Source organism: Marinimicrobium alkaliphilum, assembly GCF_003259155.1.
GTDB lineage: Bacteria > Pseudomonadota > Gammaproteobacteria > Pseudomonadales > Cellvibrionaceae > Marinimicrobium_A > Marinimicrobium_A alkaliphilum.
On the sequence record NZ_QGMQ01000003.1, the window covers coordinates 394,875 to 416,428 of the forward strand.

A 21,554-nucleotide genomic window follows, 5' to 3' on the forward strand; every position below is an offset into this window, starting at 1 on the left:
TCGCACAGGGAATGGGCTGGGCCATGACCAGAACACCGAGCTGTTGCGCGCGGAGCTGTTCAGTATTGAGCAATTAAAGCGTCACGCGGTCACCCTGTCGGACCAGCATCAGATCGACCCGCGCCCGGGAGCGGACAAGCTGCTACCCCGGCTGGCGGACAATGCCCGCGTATTACTGGCAGCCTACGACGTGGTCACAGCGGCGGCGACGTCGCGACAAAGGATCGTACCCACCGAGGCCTGGCTGCTCGACAACTTTTATCTGATCGAGCAGCAGATCAGCCTGGCACGCCGGCACCTTCCGCGCGGGTACAGCCGACAGTTGCCGCGCCTGGCCGAGGGACCATCGGCCGGCTTTCCCCGTATTTACGATCTGGCCCTGGAATTGATTTCCCACATGGACGGCCGCATCGACAGCGACAACGTCACCCAGTTCGTGGCTGCCTATCAGACGGCGGCACCCTTAAAACTGGGCGAATTGTGGGCCTTTCCTATCATGTTGCAATTGGCGCTGTTGGAGAACCTGCGCCGGGTTGCCGTGCGTATTGCCCAGCGGCGTGAGGAACGTGATGCGGCCATCACCTGGGCAGACCGCATGCTGGCTGCGGCGGAAAGCGACCCGAAACAGTTAATCCAATTGCTGGCCGAGTTTGCCCACGCCGATGTGCCCCTGACTGCGCCGTTTGTGGAGGAGTTCTACGACCGGCTCCAGGCCCAGGGCCCCGCCATGGCCTTCGTGCAGACCTGGGTTGAGCACAAGATGCACGAGCAGGGAGTCACCGCAACCAAGTTGTCGGAAGCGGCGGGGCGGACGGACGCGGCCAACCAGATCTCCATCGCCAATAGCATCGGCAGCCTGCGCTTTATCGGCACCACTGACTGGAAGCCCTATGTCGAGTCGCTCAGCGTGGTCGAACAGACCTTGCGTGAGGACCCGTCCAACATGCACGCGGAGCAGGACTTCGCGACCCGCGACCGCTACCGGCATGTCATCGAAGACGTGGCGCGAGGCTGCACCTCTAGCGAGGTGGTGGTTGCGCGCGAAGCCATTGCACTCGCCCAAGCAGCCGCCACAGAACTGGGCTATCAGGACCGCAGCGCACATGTCGGCTTTTACCTGATTGACCAGGGGCGACCGCAGCTGGAGCGAACGCTCGGATGCCGCCCGTCAGTGAGAACCCGCCTGAACCGAGCGAGCCCGCGTTACCTGCTGAGCCTGTATCTCGGGCTTATTTTCGTGCTGACACTGCTCTCGACCGCAGGCGTGCTTTATGCGCTAAAGGGATTTACCCCGTTTGACTGGCGTTACGTTTTTCTTGCGCTCACCGGCATGATTGGCGCCTCGGCGCTGACGGTCTCGCTGGCAAACCTTATGGTCACGCTGTTCATGCCGCCGCGTGCGCTGCCCCGATTGGATTTTTCCCAGGGAATCCCCACCGCCCACCGCAGCATGGTCGTTGTGCCCACCTTGTTGAGTGACCGAAAGGACATCGACCATCTACTCGAAGCACTGGAGATACGTTACCTCGGCAACCGCGATGCCAATCTGTACTTTGCACTGCTGACCGATTTTTGTGATGCCCCCGAACAAACGCGGCCTGACGATGGGGACTTGCTCGCCCACGCGCGCGCGGGCATCGAGGCACTCAACGAAACCTACCGCGACGATCGGCCCTGTGTTTTCTATCTTTTTCACCGCCCGCGGCTGTGGAACCCGTTCGAGCAGGTGTGGATGGGCTATGAACGCAAGCGCGGCAAGCTCGAGCAGTTTAACGCACGGCTTCGGGGCGAGGAGCACACCGCCTTCTCGGACATCGTCGGCGATCAGTCCATCCTCGGTTCGATTCAATACGTGATCACCCTGGACACCGATACCCAACTGCCCCGCGACGCGGCCCATTCCCTGGTCGGCAATCTGGCGCATCCACTCAACCGACCGGTCTACGACGCCACCAAGGGCCGCATCGTCGAAGGCTACGCGATCCTGCAACCGCGCACCTCCATCAGCCTGACCAGTGCCGGCCAGTCGCACTTTGCCAAACTGTTCGCCGGTGACTCGGGCCTCGACCCCTACACACGCGAAGTATCGGACGTCTACCAGGATCTGTTCGGGGAAGGCTCGTTCATCGGTAAAGGCATCTACGACGTCAATGCGTTTCGCCAGGCTGTGGACGAGCGCTTGCCCGAGAATCTCATCCTCAGTCATGACCTGCTGGAAGGAGGCTATGCCCGCTCGGCCCTGGTGACTGACGTTCACCTCATTGAGGAACAACCGGCCAGTGTCGCCATCGATGCCAGCCGGCGCCATCGCTGGATACGCGGCGATTGGCAACTCACCGGCTGGCTGCTGCCGCGCGTACCCGGCCCCCCGGGCGCCCATGGCGCGCACGAAGAACGACAGCCAAACCCGCTGTCGGCGCTGTCACTGTGGAAAATCATCGACAACCTGCGCCGCAGTCTGGTGGCGCCGGCGCTACTGGCGCTGTTGGTGGTGGGATGGCTTGCAGGTCCGGGAGCGATCTGGGTGTGGGCCTTGCTGATTGTGACGGTCGTGTTCCTCCCCGCCTTGCTCGCGACGCTGATTGAGCTGACGCGTAGACCTGCAGAATGTGACTGGCTGACGCACCTTAAACTGACCGCAAGAACCGCTGGCCGTCCGCTCGCGCTCGCTTTCCTGGCCCTGGCCTTCTTGCCCTACGACACCCGGATTGCCCTCGGGGCGATTGGCCGCTCGGGCGCGCGCATGCCGTTCACGCGACGCGGCTTGCTCCTGTGGCAACTGCCGAGCTACGCACGCCGCAACGCCAGCCAATCGCTGCCGGACTTCTTCCGGGAGATGTGGATCGCACCGGCTCTCGCGCTGGGCCTGGGCGCGGCTCTGGCGGTGGCAGGGGTCCCACCAGCGGCATGGATCGCCGCTGCGCCCATCCTGATGCTGTGGCTCCTGTCCCCCGTTGTGGGTTGGTGGCTCAGCCGACCGTTAGTCACCGCCTCCCCGGGCTTAAGCGCCGACCAACAAACCTTCCTGCGCACAACGGCCCGCCGTACCTGGCGCTACTTCACCGATTTCGTCGGCCCGAATGACAACTGGCTGCCGCCCGACAACTTCCAGGTCCATCCTGAGCCGACCATTGCCTCACGTACCTCACCCACCAATATCGGCCTGTCACTGCTGGCTGACCTGGCGGCCGTCGATTTCGGTTATCTCACGGCGAGCGAGTGCCTGCAACGCGTCGGCAACACCCTTGCGGCGATGGAAAAGCTGGAAGGCTATCGCGGCCATTTGTTCAACTGGTACGACACCCGTACGTTGCAACCTCTCCATCCACGCTACGTCTCGTCCGTGGACAGCGGCAACCTGGCCGGCAGTTTGCTCACCCTACAGGCAGGGTTAGCCGAGTTGAAACACCAACCGGTGCTGTCTTCCAGGGCGCTGCAGGGCCTGGAGGACACCCTGCAGGTACTGGCCGAACAGCTTTCCGACTCACCGGCACCGGAACTGGCGCAACACATCCGCGCGCTGCAGGACACCTTGCAAGCCCTCACCCTTGAAGGTCCACCCCGGACACTGGCCGCTGCCATCAGCGCGCTCGATCAGATTGACCGCACCGAGGGCGCACTGTGTGCAGCGCTGCCAGCGGACGCCCGCAAAGACGGTGAACTGGTTTACTGGGCACAGGCATTCGACCAACAAACGCGAGCACTCCGCAATGAACTCGAACTGCTGGTGCCCGAGCCGTGGCAGGGCAGCGCTCTCCCAAGCCGGGTAGCACTGGCGGATACAGGTAGCGAAGGCGCGCAGGTACAGCTCGACACCATCGACGATTTAATCAATCGTTGCCGTCATCTGGCGCACATGGATTTCGGATTTCTTTATGACGCTGCCACCGGTTTATTGACCATCGGCTACGACGTCGGGGAGCGACGGCGCGACCCTGCCTGTTACGACCTCCTTGCATCGGAAGCACGCCTGGCCAGCTTTCTACTGATTGCGCAAGGAAAGATACCCCAGAAGCACTGGTTCGCACTCGGCCGTCTGTTGACCAGTCATGGCGGTGAGGTCAGTCTGATTTCGTGGAGCGGCTCGATGTTCGAGTACCTGATGCCGCAACTGATCATGCCCAGCTACGCAAACACCCTGTTGGCGCAAACCTGCAAAGCCGCTGTATCGCGCCAGATCGAATACGGCCGGCAACGCGCTGTGCCCTGGGGGATTTCCGAATCCTGCTACAACGCCACCGACCTCAACCAGGTTTACCAGTACCGGGCATTCGGCGTGCCCGGCCTCGGCTTCAAGCGCGGGTTGGGCGACGACCTGGTGATCGCGCCCTATGCCAGCGCCCTGGCGCTGACGGTCATGCCGCGCAAAGCCTGCCACAATCTACAGGCGTTGGCCGACGAAGGATTCCTGGGCGACTACGGTTTCTACGAAGCCATCGACTACACACCCACCCGCGTGCCCCGAGGCAAGCCGCACGCCATCGTGCAGACCTTTATGGTCCACCACCAGGGCATGAGCCTACTGTCCTTTGCGCATGTCTTGCTCGACCAGCCGATGCAGCGCCGCTTTATGTCGGACCCGCTGGTGCGGGCGACCGAGCTGCTGTTGCAGGAGCGGGTCCCCAAGAGAGGGAGCACCCTGCAGCCGCACGCCGCCGAAGTCAGCGCTGCCGCGCGCCCCCCAAGCGCCGAGGTTGGCGAAATCATGCGTGTGTTTACCGACCCCAACACACGCCTCCCTGAAGTTCACCTCTTGTCGAATGGCCGCTATCACGTTATGGCAACCCACGCCGGTGGCAGCGCCAGCCGCTGGCACGATCTCGCCGTTACCCGCTGGCGCGAGGACGCCACCGCCGACAGCTGGGGTACCTTCATTTATCTGCGCGACCGCAACGACGGCAACTACTGGTCAGCGGCACACCAACCAACACGGCGACCCGCCGATCACTACGAAGCGATTTTCGTGCAGGCGCGCGCAGAATACCGGCGGCGCGACCACGCGATTGAAGCGCACACCGAGATCAGTGTGTCACCGGAGGACGATGTCGAGATCCGTCGGATCACCCTCACCAACCAGTCGTCACGCCTGCGTCACATTGAAGTGACCAGCTTCGCGGAAGTGGTGCTGGCACCGCTGAGCGCCGACCTCGCCCATCGCTCGTTCAGCAATCTGTTCGTGCAGACCGAAATTCTGCCCGGACAGCAGGCCATACTCTGCACCCGACGGCCACGCACACCGGGCGAAAAGTTGCCCTGGATGTTCCACTTGCTGGCTACCCCGGAATCAGTCATCAGCGAGCTGTCCTGCGAGACCGATCGCGCCCGCTTTATTGGACGCGGCCGCACCGCGGCCAACCCCGTGGTACTGGACAGTGCGGATCATTCATCGAATTTGTCGAACACCCAAGGGGCGGTACTCGACCCCTGCGTCGCGATCCGCAGCACCCTGAGCTTGGCGCCCGACGAATCCGCCAGCGTGCAGATCATCTCCGGGATGGCGGACTCACGCGAGGCTGCATTGTCCCTGATTGAAAAATACAACGACCGCCACTTTGGCGAACGCGCCTTCGAGATGGCCTGGTTCCAGAGTCAGGAGGTGCTGCGCCACCTCAACGTGACCGAAGCCGATGCCCAAGTCTTCGGTCGACTGGCCAACTCCGTCATATACGGCAATGCCATGCGCCGGGCGGCGCCGAGTACCATTGCCCGCAACCAACTGGGGCAATCCGGATTGTGGCGCTTTGCCATCTCAGGCGATCTGCCCATTGTCCTGCTCCTGATCGGCGACGTTGCCCGCATTGGTCTGGTCAAGCAGGTGATGCAGGCCCACGCCTACTGGCGCATGAAGGGCCTGGCCGCCGATCTGGTGATCGTCAACGAAGGTTTCTCGGGATATCGGGCAGAACTGCACGACCTGATCATGGGGCTGATCAATGCCGGCCCTGACGCGCAGATCATCGACAAGCCGGGCGGGATTTTCGTGCGGCGCGCGGAAGAACTTTCCGAGGACGAACGCGTCCTGCTCCAAACCGTTTCCCGCATTGTCTTCAGCGACACCGCCGAGACCCTGATCGAGCAGGTGGATCGGCGCGTGTCACCCGAACGTCCATCGGATCGGCTGGAACCTTCGCAAAAAGCAGCGTTAAAGCCCGTTGAACCGCTGGCACCGCGCGAGCTTATTTTCGACAATGGTCTGGGCGGCTTTACCCCCGACGGCCATGAATACGTCGTGACGCTGGAGCCGGGACAAACCACGCCGGCACCCTGGGCAAACGTGATCGCCAGCCCGCACATCGGCACCGTCGTCAGCGAGAGCGGCAGCGCCTACACCTGGGTCGAGAACGCCCACGAGTTCCGTCTCACCCCCTGGTACAACGACCCGATCTCTGACACCTGCGGCGAAGCGCTGTACATTCGCGATGAAGACACCGGCGAATTCTGGTCGCCAACACCGCTACCCGCCGGCGGGCGCTCGGGCTACGTGTGCCGACACGGCTTTGGTTACAGCGTGTTCGAACACTGTGAGGCCGGCATCGCCTCGGAACTGTTCACCTACGTCGCCATGGATGCGCCGGTCAAATTCCTGGTGGTCAAACTGCACAACCGATCGGAGCGTCCGCGTCGCCTGTCGCTCACCGGGTACTGGGAGTTAGTGCTCGGTGAGTGGCGACATACCAACCTCATGCACATCGTTACCGACGTGGATCTGCACACGGGCGCACTGTTTGCCCGCAATGCCTACGGTCGCGAATGTGCCGACCGGGTAGTATTCGCCCAGGTCAGCGAACGCGAGCGCACGGTGAGCGGTAACCGCACCGAGTTTATTGGCCGCAACGGTTCGCTTGCCAGTCCGTCGGCAATGCGCCGGAAGCGCCTCTCGGGCAAGACCGGGGCCGGGCTCGACCCCTGTGCCGCGATCCAGACCCGAATCGAACTCGACGCCGGCGAAGAACGCGAAATCGTGTTCGTCTTCGGCGCAGCCGGCGACGGCGATGAAGCGCGCCATCTGGTTCAGCAATTCGGCGGCCAGGCGGGCGCGCGACAAGCGCTGGAAGCCGTATGGGAGCACTGGAACCATACCCTGGGTGCGGTCAATGTCGATACCCCGGACCCGGCGCTGAATGTATTGGCCAACGGCTGGCTGATCTACCAGACCCTGTCGTGCCGGCTGTGGGCACGCAGCGGCTACTACCAGTCCGGTGGTGCTTACGGTTTTCGCGACCAGTTGCAGGACACCATGGCACTGATCCACGCAACTCCCTGGCTCGCCCGTGAACAGCTGATTCGGCACGCCGGGCGCCAGTTCCTCAAGGGTGACGTCCAGCATTGGTGGCATCCACCCGGCGGACAGGGCGTACGCACCCACTTTTCCGACGACTATCTGTGGCTACCCTATGCCACGTGCCGCTACGTGCAGACGACCGGCGATACCGGCGTACTCGACGAGCCGATTCATTTTCTGGAAGGGCGTGAGCTGTCGGCGAACGAAGAGGCCTACTACGATCAGCCGCAACGCTCATCCGAAGCGGCCAGTCTGTACGAGCACTGCGTGCGTGCTCTCCGACACGGCCTGCGCTTTGGCTCCCACCACTTACCACTGATGGGCTGCGGCGACTGGAACGACGGCATGAACCTCATCGGCGCGGACGGACGGGGCGAAAGCGTGTGGCTGGCCTGGTTCCTGGTGGAAAACCTCGAGCTGTTCGCCAACCTGGCAGACGAGCGCAATGATCTGGCCTTTGTCGAGATGTGCCGCACTCACGCCGCACAACTGCGCACCAACATCGAGGCCGAGGCCTGGGATGGCAACTGGTACCGGCGTGCCTATTTCGACGACGGCACGCCGCTGGGTTCAAGCACCAACGACGAATGCCAGATAGATTCCATCAGCCAGAGTTGGTCTGTGCTCTCGAAAGGCGGCGATCCGCAGCGGGCTCGCCAGGCAATGAAGGCAGTGGACGAACGCCTGGTGCGGCGGGACAAGCAGATCATTCAGTTGCTGGACCCACCCTTTGATCAATCAGCGCTTGAACCCGGCTACATCAAAGGCTATATCCCCGGCGTGCGCGAGAACGGCGGCCAATACACCCATGCCGCGATCTGGACCACCATGGCGTTTGCCCAGCTGGGCGACACCGAACGCGCCTGGGAACTTTTCGCCATGCTCAATCCGGTGAACCACGGTGACACACCCGAAGCCATTGACCTGTATAAGGTCGAACCTTACGTCATGTGCGCGGACATCTATGGCGTCTCACCCCATATCGGCCGCGGCGGCTGGACCTGGTACACGGGAGCCGCAGGCTGGATGTACCGGCTGACCGTAGAAACACTACTGGGATTGCAACTGGAAGGGGCGCATCTGCGCATCGTGCCCTGCATCCCGGCAAGCTGGCATTCTTACAAAATTCACTACCGCTTTCGCGACACCCTCTACCACATCACAGTCAAACGCACTGGCAAAACCTCAGGGCACGTAAACCGTGTCGCGGTCGATGGTACCGAGTGCCCTGACCAACGCATTCCAATGATCGACGATCGCCAGGAGCACGTTGTGGAAATAGAACTCTAGGGTTCTTTTCAGCGTCGGGTGTGCGCTTACGAACAGACAACCGAGCGGCCAAACCCCGATCATGAGAGTTCGCGCCATGTAGGTTATGGCGTCAGAAACTCGACCTGTAAACGACACCCAAGGAATCTCTCATGAACAAAATCAACACGGCAGCAATTACGTTCTGTCTGCTCGGCGCATTGCCCATGGTGGCATCCGCACAGTCCTCAAATTTTGGCCCGGCAGCGGGTGAAAAAGAGTTCTCCATCTCCGGCACCGGCACCAGCGACCAGGGCTTCAATAGCGGTAGCTTCGGCGTTACCGGCGACATGGGTTGGTATCTACGCAATAACGCGGTGGCCGGCATTCGGCAAAGCATCAACTACGCCAGCATCGAGGGCGAGAGCATCACCAATGATTTCTGGAACGGCTCAACCCGCGGCTACTACAACTATCAGTTCCTGTCGGATCGTGCACGCCCGTTCATCGGCGGAAGCCTGGGTGGTGTCTACGGTGACGGTGTCAACGACAGCGCCTTTGCGGGTCTGGAAACAGGCGTGAAGTACTACGTATTGGCGAAGACCTACTTCCTCGCGCGCGTCGAGTACCAGTTCCTTTTCAGCAGCACCAGTGATGCTACCGATGCCTTCCAGGATGATGGCGCCTGGGCTTATACCGTCGGCCTGGGTTACAACTACTAGTCGCCGGAGACCAACAATGAGCGCCAAGAAAACATCGAACAAGGACGCGCCGGATAGCGGCGGCGCGCTTAGAACCAACGACGTTGTCGCAGAGAAAGCCATGGCAACCGACGATCTGGTCGCCGGAATACCCTATAACCGCGCTAAGGCACGCGAGTACGGTCGCGACAATGCTTCAGCGCCACCGGCGGGGGAAACAGTCGAACCCAACTCCAGCCGGCTGACCGCAAGTACGATCTCGGAGGAAACCGGCACACCAAAAACCGGCGGCGCTGCGTGGCTCGGAACCAATGCGACGATCGATTCGCTCGACCGTGTTCGGGTTGATCCCAGCCAGAGGACCTTGACCACCAATCAAGGTGTTCCCATCAGCGACAATCAAAACACCTTGAAAGCCGGATTGCGTGGGCCATCGCTACTCGAAGACTTCATTCTTCGGGAGAAGATCACGCATTTCGATCACGAACGCATACCGGAGCGCGTCGTTCACGCCCGGGGCTCAGCGGCGCACGGCTACTTTGAAGCTTACGACGCCCTGACCCAGTACACGCGCGCGGCCCCGTTCACCGAGAAGGGTAAGACTACCCCGGTGTTTGTGCGTTTTTCCACGGTGGCGGGCGAACGCGGCTCGAAAGATACCGCACGCGACGCGCGCGGCTTCGCGGTGAAGTTCTATACCGACGAGGGCAACTGGGATCTGGTGGGAAACAACATACCGGTGTTCTTTATTCAGGATGCCATGAAGTTTCCCGACCTGGTTCATGCCCTCAAACCGGAACCGCATCACGGCATGCCGCAAGCGGCATCAGCCCACGACACCTTCTGGGATTTCGTCTCCCTGATGCCCGAGTCCACCCACATGCTGATGTGGGTCATGTCGGATCGTGGCATCCCCCGCAGCTACCGAATGATGCAGGGCTTCGGCGTACATACCTTCCGCCTGATCAATGCGGAAGGCCAATCCGTATTCTGCAAGTTTCACTGGACACCGCTCCAGGGGACCCACTCGCTCGTCTGGGACGAAGCGGTGAAAATCTCGGGCGCAGACCCGGACTATCATCGGCGCGATTTGTGGGAAGCGATTGAATCCGGTGAGTTCCCGGAATGGGAACTGAGCCTGCAAATATTCACGGAGGAGCAGGCGGACGGTTTCAGCTTCGATGTGCTCGATTCAACCAAGATCATACCGGAGGAGCTGGTACCGCTGACCCCCGTCGGGCGCATGGTTCTGAACAGGAACCCCGACAATTTCTTTGCTGAAACCGAACAGGTCGCATTCTGCACCGCGCACGTCATTCCGGGTATTGATTTTTCCAACGATCCACTGCTTGCCGGTCGCATTCATTCCTATGTCGACACTCAGATAACGCGACTGGGCGGCCCGAACTTTCACGAGATTCCGATCAATTCGCCGCTCGCCTCAGTGCAGAACAACCAACGTGATGGCCTGCACCGTCAGGCAGTGCACCGAGGGCGCGTGGCTTACGAGCCAAATTCCTTGGCAGGCGGCTGTCCCTTTCAGGCAGGAGAAACAGGGTTCACGTCCTTCCCCGAACGCGTTTCCGAGGACAAAGTCCGTGGAAAGCCTGAGAAGTTCGCCGAGCACTACGCACAGGCCACCTTGTTTTTCGAGAGTCAAACAGATGTCGAGAAAGCCCATATTGCCGCCGCATTCCGCTTCGAGCTGAGCAAAGTCGATATCCCGGCGATTCGTACGCGGATGTTGTCGTCGCTGGTTAACGTTTCGCAGGACCTGGCAAAAGACGTGGCAACCGGCTTGGGCATGAAAGTACCCGAAGCGATGCCCAAAGCGAGCGCCAATCCGCAGGCGCCAGAGATCAAGGCGTCACCCGCGTTGTCGCTGATGGCCCGGCCGGGCGAATGCGGTATCCGCACCCGTCAAGTTGCCGTGCTGATCGAAGAGGGTGTCCAGCTTTCTTCAATCGTCAGCCTCTACCGAGCGTTGGTCGAGGCCGGTGCTGTCGTTCATTTCGTGGGGCCACGGGTGGGCCTGTTTACCGGTGACTCCGGCAAGAAGATTGAAGCAGACAAGTCCCTGGAAAACGCACCGGGATTTCTCTTCGATGCGTTAGTGGTACCCGATGGTAGCGATGCGATACGGGCACTTGCGGACAATGGGCACACGATGGCGTTCATCACTGACCTGTATAGGCACTGCAAAACAATTCTTGCACTGGGCGCCGGACGGGAACTGCTGAGAGTCGTCGGCATTGGTTCAGAGATGGAGAAAGATCCCGGCATTCTGTTGTCGGAGGACGCTGATACCACCGAGATCGCGCCGGCATTTATCGAGGCCATCGCGGCCCATCGTCACTTCTCCCGTGATAGCGATCCACCCACCAAGTAGCGCAGCGTACACACCGGCAATCTGCCTAATAATGTTGAGGAGTAAATCATGAAGAAAACACCGTATATCAAAAATCAGCTCCATGAGTTGTTGCATCAAGCCCTGGAGACCGAGCGCGGCGGCATCAGAATTTACGAAGCAGCGCTGCTATGCGCAAAGAACGACGACTTGAAGAATGAATGGGAAGAATATCTTGAGGAAACACGAACCCATGAACGGGTACTGCTGGACGTATTCAAGGAGCTGGAATTGGACCCGGACACCATCACGCCAGGGCAGGAAGTCGTCGCACACATCGGAGACGCCCTCGTAGAAGCGATTGAAATGGCGAGAAGCCAGGACAACGCCACAGCGGCACAGCTCGTAGCGTGCGAGTGCGTGGTTCTGGCGGAAACCAAGGATCATCAGAACTGGGAACTGATTGGTCACTTGGCTGAGCACGGACAAGGCAAGGAAACCGGCGCACTCAAGACAGCGGTCGAAGCCATCGGCGAAGAAGAGGAACATCACCTGTATCACACGAAAGGATTCACCCGGGAACTGTGGATTGAATCGTTTGGCTTGCCGGCTGTTCTTCCCCCGCCGGAAGAAGTCAAAAACGTTGAAACTGCAATCGGTGCCGAAAGAGCAGGAAACCAGCGCAACAACATGTTGAGAAGAGAGGGAGACCGTCATGCAGGACACTAATACAGTGCCTGATCCCGTGCGTCCGTACGACGGATCGGCGCATATCGACAGCATTCCGGACAGAGGCAGCGCCGTCTCCTGGTCAGCGATCCTGGCCGGCGCGGCGGGCGCGGCAGCGCTGTCCCTGATACTGCTGCTTCTCGGAACCGGACTCGGCTTTTCTGTGGTGTCACCGTGGGCTATGGAAGGAGCCGGTGCCACCGCGGTTGGCTTCGGGATGATCCTGTGGCTCACATGCACGCAGCTGGCGGCTTCCGGATTGGGCGGCTATCTCGCGGGGCGGTTGCGAACCAAATGGCCCGCGGTACAGACCGACGAAGTCTTTTTTCGCGATACCGCCCACGGTTTTCTCAGCTGGGCAGTCGCTTCGCTGGTCACGGCGGCGGTACTGGGCTCCGCCGTGGGTGCAATTGTCGGCGGGACGGATTCAACCGTGGCGCTGACAGCGGATGAAGCGCGCGAGGCATCGGCTTACACGGCCCTTTGGTTGTTTATCACACTGCTGATTGGCGCTTTCTCGGCCAGTGTTATGGCAGTTTTCGGCGGACGTCAACGCGATGCCCAATAGATCGCATTCACTGGTTTTACTCATTGGAGGTTCCTATGTCAGCGATATTACTGTGGTTACTCGGGGTTCCCATTCCCATCATCATTCTGATCGCGCTGATCTTCTAAGTTGCGCGGTCAGACAGGGCGAGGTTTGATAGTTATGAATACGTTAAAGCAGAAATGTTGGTCGACGACAATGCATTGGTTGGTGTTCGCAGCGGTTGCCGGCCTGGCCGGTTGTGGTGGCGGCAGCAGCGGCAATGACAACACTGACAACGAAGGCAACAACAGCAGTAGTAGTAGCAGTATTGCGAATGGCAACAACGGTAGTAGCAGTGTTGCGAACGACAGTAGCAGTGTTGCCAATGGCAGTAGCAGTAGTGTTCCTAACGGCGTCGTACCTGACCCTGATCCCGAGCTGCAAAGCTATGACGTCCTGCTTGAAGGTAAGCAGGAGGTCCCCAAAGTATCCACCGATCAGTCGGCAACAGCCGCTGTCACCGTCAACCGTACCGACATGATGGTCATGGCGGCGATGAACCTGAGCGATGTTGTCGGCGTCAACGCGGCCCATATTCATGCGGGCGACGTCGGCACCAACGGTCCGGTGGTCTTTGGGTTCTCCGATTCCGGCGACAATGGCATCTGGGTAATCGAGGGTGAGGCTCTCACAGAAGTGCAGCATGATGCATTGCTCGCCGGTGGTTGGTACATCAACGTGCACACCGAGAGTTTTCCAGACGGTGAACTACGGGGGCAGATTCTGACCGACACGCAGAGTCTTTACGTCTTTACCCTGTCGGGCAATCAGGAAGTTCCCGCGGTACAGACCGACGCCCACGGCCAGGGCTACCTGTTGTACGACAGCAGCAATGGTATTCTGACACTCAATACCCTGGCGTGGGATCTCACCGCGACCGCGGCGCATATTCACCAGGCCGAGGCGGGTATGAACGGCGACATTCTCGTGGGGTGGGATGCAGATTCCGGTACCGAAGGTCTCTGGCAGTTGGCGGACGGCACCGTGCTGGGTTCGGACGATATCTATGCCCTGAGGACAGCCAACCTCTACGTCAACGTCCATACCGACGCGTACCCGGATGGTGAAATCCGCGGGCAGATATTGCCTGACGACACGGTACTGATACTGTTCGATCTGTCCGCCGGACAGGGGGTTCCCGCGGTCACATCTGACGCCAGCGGCCTCGGATACCTTACGCTGAACACCGCAACGGGCGGCCTGCGCCTGAATGTCTGGGCGAAAGATATGGAGGCTACCGGCGCCAGCATTCGCCAAGCCAACACCGGCGAGAATGGCGATACGGTGCTCGCACTGGAAGAGCACGAAGACCACCCGGGGCTCTGGCAAACACCAGAGAACGTCGCCATGAGCACGGGTGCGCAAGCCACGCTACTCGCCGGTGGTCACTATGTGAATGTATACTCGGCCGACTTTCCATCAGGTGAAATTCGCGGTCAGATTACAGACTGACCGAAAACCGTCGCACCCAGGAAGTGATCACATCGCGCATAGCCCCGACCGTAAAGTCGGGGCTTTTTTATGGCCCCAGTCACTGACGTCTAATTGAGGCACTCGAGGGTTCAGATTCAACGTAAAGCGGGGCGTTACAGAAAAACGGCAGGGGCTTGCGCCTCTGCCGTTAACGTTCCACCAAAAAGTTAAGATTCAGGATTCAATCCCGTTTCTCAAACTCCGGCGCCGAACGCAGATCTTCACGACTCGCGTTGATTGTCAACTTTCGGTCATTAGACGTGCCCGTTTGCGTGACGCTGTCCCAGCTAATAGCGACATCTTTCTCACCAATACCCAGGAACCCACCAACGCCGACGATAACCGCGACAACTTTACCGTCATCGTCAATGATCAGGTCGTCGACCGAGCCTACATCTTCGTCATCACTGGTTCGAAGGTCGGTACCCATCAGGTCGCTCGCCAGCGTGCTATTGGCCGGCGGTGCGTTCATATAGGCTTGGCTTTGCATGCGAGAGTGGTCGCCCGCTTTCTGCCGATCCGACGCAGACTGGGCACCAGACCGCTGGTCGCGATGTGTGCTTTCACTCTGGTCACGCTGGGTTCCTTGCTGTTGTTGCTGTTGCTGCCGCTGTTGCCGGTCAGTATCCTGACCAGTCGATTGCTGCGCCAGTACAGACCCAGAGCCCAATGTGAGAGCGGGTGTGACCAATGCATAAAATGCTAATGAATGTAGCTTGTTCATATGGATCTCCTTCAAATCGCGTGTGTTATACATAAACTTCCGCATATAACCGCTTCATCAAAGCTTGACTCCCCGGCATCATTACCGAGAATTAGACTGAACCTCCATAGAGATGGAATTCAGGATGAGATTAAAAACTACACCCAAGACGCGGGATAGTCGGTTCGCTGACGCACGAAGAAAGAGAAAATATTTTCCACCCACAAGTGGCTGAAGAAAACCGCGCCAGAAGGGTCAGAGTCGATTCGTTCAATCGACTCTGACCCTTCTGGTTCTTTTGGTTTATTCGATGATGATTTCGAAGAGGGCGCGCATGTTTTCTTTTGCGGCTACGGACTCTTTGTTACTGGGGTTGGCTTCATGGGAAGCCGGGCGGGTGTCGCCGTAGCCGATGGTGGCGAGTCGGCGGGTGGCGATGCCTTGCTCGACCAGGTAGCTTTTGATGGCGTCAGCACGACGTTCGCTCAGGGCCTGGTTATGGGCGGCGGTACCGGAGGCCGAGGTGTAGCCGGCAATGCGCACACGGGCTCTGGGGTTTTCTTTGAGCGTGTTCACGCTTCTCTGCAAAATGGCCTGCGCTTCAGGGGTAAGCGTCGACCGGTCGAAGTCGAAGTGAATGTCTTCAAACTCCAATGCAATCACCTCCGCCGTGGCCGCTTCCTGTCTGGGGGCAGCCGCTCTCGGCGCGGGCGCCGGCGACGCTTCGGTCACGGGAGCGCTGCGCGCGCTTGATTTACCACCAAAGGCCAAGGTAAGGCCAACGGTCGCACTCAGGTTGTGGAAACCCTCGTCGAACACTTCGCTGACAAAGTGATCGCGCAGGTCAAAGCGCATGGCCAGGTTATCGCTGATCCAATATTTTGCACCTACACCGATATTAAAGGTCGACATTTCTTTATCGGAAATGCTCGGGCTGTAATCCGTCGCACCGTAGCCGAACACGATGTAAGGGGAGAAGGTGTTTTCCGGGCGGAAGTGATACAGGGCATCCAGCTGATACACGGTCAGATCGACGTCGCCGATGGGGCTCGAGAATTGGCCTCTTCCCGGGTTCAACAGGTCGGTGTCATCGACACTGCTGCCCACAAAGAACAGCGCGCCTTCAAGCGTCCAGCGATCGGTGAAGCTGTAGCCCAAACGGATGCCGTAGGTGAGTGCGTCTTCCAGGTTGTGACCACTGTCAAACATCTGAATGCCGACAAAGGGGCTGACTTCGAATTGGCCTGCTTCGGTTTTCGCGTGGGCGGGCAATGATGCCGCGAGGGTGAAAGTCAGAAGCGGTAAAACCGCTGTGGTTGCCTTAAAGGGCGTGGTTTTGTTCGTTTTCATGTGTCGTTACCGGTCATTATTGCGGTTGGCGTGGGGCGCCGAAGAGTCGAGCGCCCGTGCTGTATAAGGTGCGGTGAAGTTTATTCGGTAGGCACGATGATCAGTGCACCGTCCTGAACCGTCACCTCAGCGCCGCGAGCAAACGCGCGCCCATTCATCTCGGTACCGGTGTTCACGGTAATGCCAATCATGGCCAGAATGGTTCCAATAAAGTTGGAGTCGGTGCCGCCGATGGTCGCCGAACTTCCCGCAACCCAATAGACGTTATTGGCTTTGGCGCCGTTGATCAGCAGGATATGCGTATTGCCGCCGATGGTATCGATGGAAGACTCTGACTGAAAGATAAACACCGCATCCGGATCGTTCTGGCCGTCAAGGGTAATGGTGCCGTCAACGGGAATCTCGATCGAGGTTCCTGACCAGTAGAGGCCCGGCGCAAACACACCATCCGCACCGCCACCACAAGCCGCTGACGGATTGGTCGTCAATACACCCGAGTCGATAAGCGTACAACGATTGGTTGAACGGTTGAGGGCTTCGTTATAGGCCGCTTCAAGATCATCCATTGCGTCACTGGCAACGGTATTGCCAATTTCAATCTCGCCACTGACGGTAGTGCTATCACAACCGATACACGCGCCAGCGGGGAAAATACCCACATCGCCATCGATACGCAGGCCGGTGGTGCTATCCGGTCCGCCGCCCAGGGTCACGCCGGTATTCGACAGAACACCGTAAGGCTTGGTCACGCCGAGGGTAATAATGTCCTGGCAAAACGAGTCGCCAGTGGTAAAAGTCCAACTCACATCATCGGCCAATGCATTGCCGTCCTCATCCTTAACGTCGGTGGTGACCGTCGCGGTGTAATCAAGGTCCGGGTTGAGCGCAGACGTCGGCGCAAACGTCGCGGTGGTGCCCATATCGTCAAGGGTCACGGTGCCATCAACGTTCATGGAATTGAGCGTGTCGACCAAGACAAAACTGGTCGCCGGAGATTCAATGGTGGCCGCATCGACCGCGCGATCAAACACCGCCCGGACGGTTTTGTTGGTGCACACCTGTTCGACTTCATTGTCCGGATTGATTTCGCTGATGGCGATGGGCGACTCGCTATCGCGCGTGGTAAACGACCAGCTGACGTCGGCCGCCAAGGGCGTACCGGCATCGCTCTCGGCATCCGAAGAGATGACGGCGGTGTAGAGCGTATCCAGCGCCAGGTTGCTTGCGGGCACGAAGGTGGCCGTCCGGTTGGCCGCAGAGTAGGTCACGCTACCGTCGACCGAAGTGGCATTGGGGCCGCTCAGGGTAAAGGTGGCGGTATCGATGGTCGCGGCATCCATGGCGACGCTAAAAGTCGCATTGACCGCTGTGGTCAGGGCAACGTTGTTGGCATCGTTTTCCGGGTTAGTACCGGAAACAGTAGGCACAACAGCAGGATCGGGGATAGTCGCCGGATCGCCATCCCACTTGCCACCACCGCAGCCAGCGGCAATAACCATGGCCAGTAGGGCAATCAGCCATACCGGTGATTTGAAGCAGCGCACGAGGTCTTTCATAAAGATTCTTCCTATTAGGGGGATCTGAATCACGGCATACAGGCGCGCGGAAACCCGCGCACGCACTGGGTGCGGTGAATCGTTCAAGGTAGTCGTGGAGAGTAGAGATGTGCGATCGAATGTCGAATGAGAAACATTGCGACCCCGTTCGGGGAAGGAATGCTAAGACTCTAGTTCCGTGGCTGGTTTAGAAACGTTTTAGGGAAAGGAATCGCCCGCTAGGCGCTGGACGACCAGATTCCTTTCACAATGAGGAGACTATACGCCCTATTTCGGGAAATAGGTAAAGAAAGAGTTCAATGGGGTCAGAGTCGACTGAATCAATCGACTCTGACCCCATTGAACTCTCAGCTCGTGGCTCAACCTCTGGTCACACTGTAACGCAACAACACCGCACCCGATTTGAACGATCCGGCGCTTAGAAGTGCGAGGTTTACGCTTTCCTTTATATCGCTAAAAGCCCGGGGCCCCTGTATGTGTTGGGTGCCATTCCAGGTCAAATCAATTTGTCTGCTCGAGACAATAAGCTTTGGAATATTATTGAAAGCGTTTGCCAGCGCTACTGTTTCTTCTGGCAAATCACTTCTATCCACTGCGCCGGGCCAGAAATCCACAAACAGATCAAAGGTATTTCTGCCTAGAATCAACGCGTCAGCCGACAGCGTCAGGTCAGGTCAGCGCCTGACACAGAGTATCGCGCACAACCAAAGCCCCAGCCCTAGGGCCGGGGCCTTGTTTGAGCTGCGGTCGAGCACCGCGTATTGCGTTTTCCTCCCTTCGCCCGCCCTTCATCGATAAAGCGTGTGACGGTCTCCAAGGGAATGTGGTCACTGACATCACGGCCATACCAGATATGCTCAATACGCCCATCCTCGTCCAACAGAAAATCGGCAGGAACAACAGCCAGATGCGGATTATTACTCGGGCGACCGCCCTTGGCAATGCCCTTGATGATACGGGGCAGCTTGAATATCAGTGCTTTTAGAAGCGCGGCGGTGGAATGCTCAACGCCGTAGCGATTATAGAGCTTCAATGTGGGGTCTGCCAGCATGGTGAAGGGCCGGGGGTGTTTGGCAACGAAGCGGCGAACCTTTTCGGCGGTGTCACTGAAAACGACGACTATTTCCAGATTATGTTCTTTCCAGTGTTGGTAATTATGGGTCATCTCGTAAACGCGAAAATTGCAGAAAGGGCATCCGGCGTCTCGGAAAAACGACAGCATTACCCGTTTCCCGAGGTGATCACTGAGCTGGAAGGGATTTCCAAAGACATCTCTTCCGCGAAAGTTTGTAGCCTGGCAGGGCGCATTTAGGCGCATGTAGATTCTCCTGTTTGTGCTTATCAGTAAACGTGGCCCGACCCTCTCTACGGACCGCTACAGGCGTCCGATCAACTGATCGCCTCGATTTTATGTTTGATAGAGCAGACGGCCGTTTCTTTTCGTGCGTTTTGTGCGTCACGTCACACTTTGGAGAACCAATTCGACTCATCTTGTCTGTAAATGATCCGCCAACCACCGAACACAGTAAGCCCTTACACTCATGACACGAGTGAGCTCTACGGCCTGGTTACAGTTTGTGACCTTTTTCCGATTGCAGTATTGGTGCTCAGCGCACCAAAAAACCAAAAAACAGGATAGACAATTATGATAACGTCAAAACGACATCATTGGCTGACGCCAATGCATTGGATGATCCTCGCCGCAGTCACCGGCCTCGCCGGGTGTGGCAGCAGCAGTAACGACCCCATGCCGGAACAACCGGATCCCCAGCCCGAGCTGCAAAGCTACCACGTGGAGCTCGAAGGCAAGCAGGAAGTTCCCATGGTGCACACCGACCAGTCCGCGATGGCTACGGTGACTATTAACGAGACCGACATGGTCGTCATGGCAGAAATGGACCTCAGCGACGTCATGGGCGTCAATGCCGCTCACATTCATGCGGGCGAAGTGGGCACCAATGGACCTGTAGCCTTCGGATTTACAGAGGGCTACGACGACGGCATGTGGGTAATTGAGGGTGAAAGCATCACCCAGGAGCAGCACGATGCTCTGCTCGCCGGTTATTGGTACATCAACGTCCACACCGACAGCTTCCCGGACGGTGAGCTGCGTGGGCAAATTCTGACAGACACCCAGAGTGTTCACGTCTTTACCCTGTCTGGGGACCAAGAGGTACCCGCCGTCCAGACCGATGCCTACGGTCAGGGCTACCTGATGTACGACAGCAGCAACGGTGCGCTGACCCTCAATACCTGGGCCTGGGATCTTGACGCCAGCGCAGCGCACATCCACTACGCTGAAGCCGGCCTGAATGGTGGCGTTGTCCACGGCCTGGAAGCCAACGCGGACACCGACGGCCTCTGGCAGTTGCCCGAAGGAACCATTCTGAGTTCCGATGAAGCCTCGGCCCTGCAAATGGCCAACCTCTACGTCAACGTTCATACTGACGCCCACCCGGACGGCGAAATTCGCGGTCAGATCCTGCCAGACGATTACGCGCTGGTGCTGTTCGACCTGTCTCCCGGACAGGAAGTGCCCCGCGTTCATTCCGAAGCCAGCGGCCTTGGCTACGCCACCCTCAACACCGAGACAGGTGGTCTTCGTCTGAACGCCTGGGCGATGAATATGGACACCAACGCCGCGCATATCCACCAGGGCACTATCGGTGAGAACGGCGGAGTCGTGGTTGGACTGGAACAGAATATGGATCATGCCGGACTCTGGCAGACCCCCGAAAACACCGCCCTGGACTCGGATACGCAAGCGCTTCTGCTGGCCGGCGGCCACTATGTGAATATGCATTCGGAAGCCTTCCCAGACGGTGAAATTCGTGGTCAGGTCACTCCGGCACCCTGGGACGTACTGACGTTCGCACTGAGCGGATCGCAGGAAATTCCGGCGGTAGAAACTGACGCTGAAGGGGACGGCTATGCTCTGGTCAACACCGAAACCGGCTATCTGATGATGGTGGTTAACACCCGCAACCTGGACGCTGCAAGCGCGGCCCACATTCACACCGGCACTGCCGGCATGAACGGCGGTGTGGTCGTCGGCTTCGAACAGGACAGCGGCGATGCGTCGGTTTGGCGCCTGCCGGCCGACACTTCGCTGGACGAAGCCACATTGGCGGAGTTCCTGAACGCCGGGCACTACGTGAATGTACACTCCCCGAGCTATCCCGACGGTGAAATTCGCGGCCAAATATTGACGTCTGACCATGTCATGTTTCCGCTGATGCTGTCCGGTGATGAAGAAGTACCGGCGGTAGACACGATGGCTTCCGGTCAGGGTACATTCACTCTACACACCCTTTCGGGTAGCTTGCGCGGCGCCTTCAGCACAAGCGACATCGACAGCAACGCGGCCCATATCCACCAGGCGCCCGCGGGTGAAAACGGCGGGGTTGTTCTGCACCTTGAAGCCACCGACTCGGGCTATAAAGTGCCTGCAGAAACCATGCTCTCTGATGAATTGATAGAGATCATGCTGGATGAAGGCCACTATGTGAACGTACACAGTGCCGCACATCCCGACGGTGAGATCCGCGGTCAGATTACCCAGTAAAAAACCAATGG

Annotated in this window: 11 protein-coding genes; 7 read left to right on the top strand and 4 right to left on the bottom strand. The window is 58.9% G+C overall.

All coding sequences use genetic code 11. The features are described from left to right. Positions 1–43: 43 nt before the first annotated feature. From DKW72_RS07275 to DKW72_RS07300, 6 genes are all read left to right on the top strand, one after another. Positions 44–8,572 carry a GH36-type glycosyl hydrolase domain-containing protein gene (locus tag DKW72_RS07275; protein ID WP_198411256.1) on the top strand — a complete coding sequence of 2,843 codons (8,529 nt, stop codon included), beginning with the start codon at positions 44–46 and terminating at the stop codon, positions 8,570–8,572. Positions 8,573–8,703: 131 nt separating this feature from the next. Beyond that, positions 8,704–9,252, top strand: a complete 549-nt coding sequence (locus tag DKW72_RS07280; protein ID WP_111641666.1) for a hypothetical protein — start codon at positions 8,704–8,706, stop codon at positions 9,250–9,252. Between the two features lie 16 nt (positions 9,253–9,268). Further along, on the top strand, positions 9,269–11,620 hold the full coding sequence (locus tag DKW72_RS07285; protein ID WP_232522346.1) for a catalase: 2,352 nt from the start codon (positions 9,269–9,271) through the stop codon (positions 11,618–11,620). Between the two features lie 48 nt (positions 11,621–11,668). After that, positions 11,669–12,307 (top strand): ferritin-like domain-containing protein, encoded by a 639-nt coding sequence (locus DKW72_RS07290; protein ID WP_111641667.1) that lies wholly within the window; start codon positions 11,669–11,671, stop codon positions 12,305–12,307. Continuing rightward, positions 12,294–12,875, top strand: coding sequence for a hypothetical protein (locus DKW72_RS07295; RefSeq protein ID WP_198411257.1), 582 nt, complete (start codon positions 12,294–12,296; stop codon positions 12,873–12,875). The genes DKW72_RS07290 and DKW72_RS07295 overlap by 14 nt, the downstream gene beginning before the upstream one ends. 141 nt (positions 12,876–13,016) lie before the next feature. Then, positions 13,017–14,348 carry a CHRD domain-containing protein gene (locus tag DKW72_RS07300; protein ID WP_111641668.1) on the top strand — a complete coding sequence of 444 codons (1,332 nt, stop codon included), beginning with the start codon at positions 13,017–13,019 and terminating at the stop codon, positions 14,346–14,348. Between the two features lie 202 nt (positions 14,349–14,550). Here the strand turns inward: DKW72_RS07300 and DKW72_RS07305 are convergent, their stop codons facing one another. The 4 genes from DKW72_RS07305 to DKW72_RS07320 all read right to left on the bottom strand — a co-directional run bounded on the left by DKW72_RS07305 (position 14,551) and on the right by DKW72_RS07320 (position 19,296). Then, the gene (locus tag DKW72_RS07305) at positions 14,551–15,093 is read right to left on the bottom strand and encodes a PRC-barrel domain-containing protein (protein ID WP_111641669.1); all 543 of its coding nucleotides are present in this window, start codon (positions 15,091–15,093) and stop codon (positions 14,551–14,553) included. A gap of 282 nt (positions 15,094–15,375) precedes the next feature. Further along, on the bottom strand, positions 15,376–16,422 hold the full coding sequence (locus DKW72_RS07310; protein WP_111641670.1) for an OmpA family protein: 1,047 nt from the start codon (positions 16,420–16,422) through the stop codon (positions 15,376–15,378). An 80-nt stretch (positions 16,423–16,502) separates the two neighbouring features. After that, complete coding sequence (locus DKW72_RS07315; RefSeq protein WP_111641671.1) at positions 16,503–17,978, bottom strand: ice-binding family protein; 1,476 nt, start codon at positions 17,976–17,978, stop codon at positions 16,503–16,505. A 718-nt stretch (positions 17,979–18,696) separates the two neighbouring features. Next, positions 18,697–19,296 (bottom strand): peroxiredoxin family protein, encoded by a 600-nt coding sequence (locus DKW72_RS07320; RefSeq protein WP_111641672.1) that lies wholly within the window; start codon positions 19,294–19,296, stop codon positions 18,697–18,699. Between the two features lie 327 nt (positions 19,297–19,623). On the opposite strand from DKW72_RS07320, the gene DKW72_RS07325 reads away from it, so the two are divergent. Next, positions 19,624–21,543, top strand: a complete 1,920-nt coding sequence (locus tag DKW72_RS07325) for a CHRD domain-containing protein (RefSeq protein ID WP_111641673.1) — start codon at positions 19,624–19,626, stop codon at positions 21,541–21,543. Positions 21,544–21,554 lie beyond the last annotated feature (11 nt).

What these genes read in the sequence shown, in the direction of transcription:
- DKW72_RS07305 (WP_111641669.1), bottom strand. Translation starts at nt 15,093, where the DNA reads ATGAACAAGCTACATTCATTAGCATTTTATGCATTGGTCACACCCGCT.
- DKW72_RS07325 (WP_111641673.1), top strand. Translation starts at nt 19,624, where the DNA reads ATGATAACGTCAAAACGACATCATTGGCTGACGCCAATGCATTGGATG.
- DKW72_RS07320 (WP_111641672.1), bottom strand. Translation starts at nt 19,296, where the DNA reads ATGCGCCTAAATGCGCCCTGCCAGGCTACAAACTTTCGCGGAAGAGAT.
- DKW72_RS07315 (WP_111641671.1), bottom strand. Translation starts at nt 17,978, where the DNA reads ATGAAAGACCTCGTGCGCTGCTTCAAATCACCGGTATGGCTGATTGCC.
- DKW72_RS07295 (WP_198411257.1), top strand. Translation starts at nt 12,294, where the DNA reads ATGCAGGACACTAATACAGTGCCTGATCCCGTGCGTCCGTACGACGGA.
- DKW72_RS07280 (WP_111641666.1), top strand. Translation starts at nt 8,704, where the DNA reads ATGAACAAAATCAACACGGCAGCAATTACGTTCTGTCTGCTCGGCGCA.
- DKW72_RS07285 (WP_232522346.1), top strand. Translation starts at nt 9,269, where the DNA reads ATGAGCGCCAAGAAAACATCGAACAAGGACGCGCCGGATAGCGGCGGC.
- DKW72_RS07290 (WP_111641667.1), top strand. Translation starts at nt 11,669, where the DNA reads ATGAAGAAAACACCGTATATCAAAAATCAGCTCCATGAGTTGTTGCAT.
- DKW72_RS07300 (WP_111641668.1), top strand. Translation starts at nt 13,017, where the DNA reads ATGAATACGTTAAAGCAGAAATGTTGGTCGACGACAATGCATTGGTTG.
- DKW72_RS07310 (WP_111641670.1), bottom strand. Translation starts at nt 16,422, where the DNA reads ATGAAAACGAACAAAACCACGCCCTTTAAGGCAACCACAGCGGTTTTA.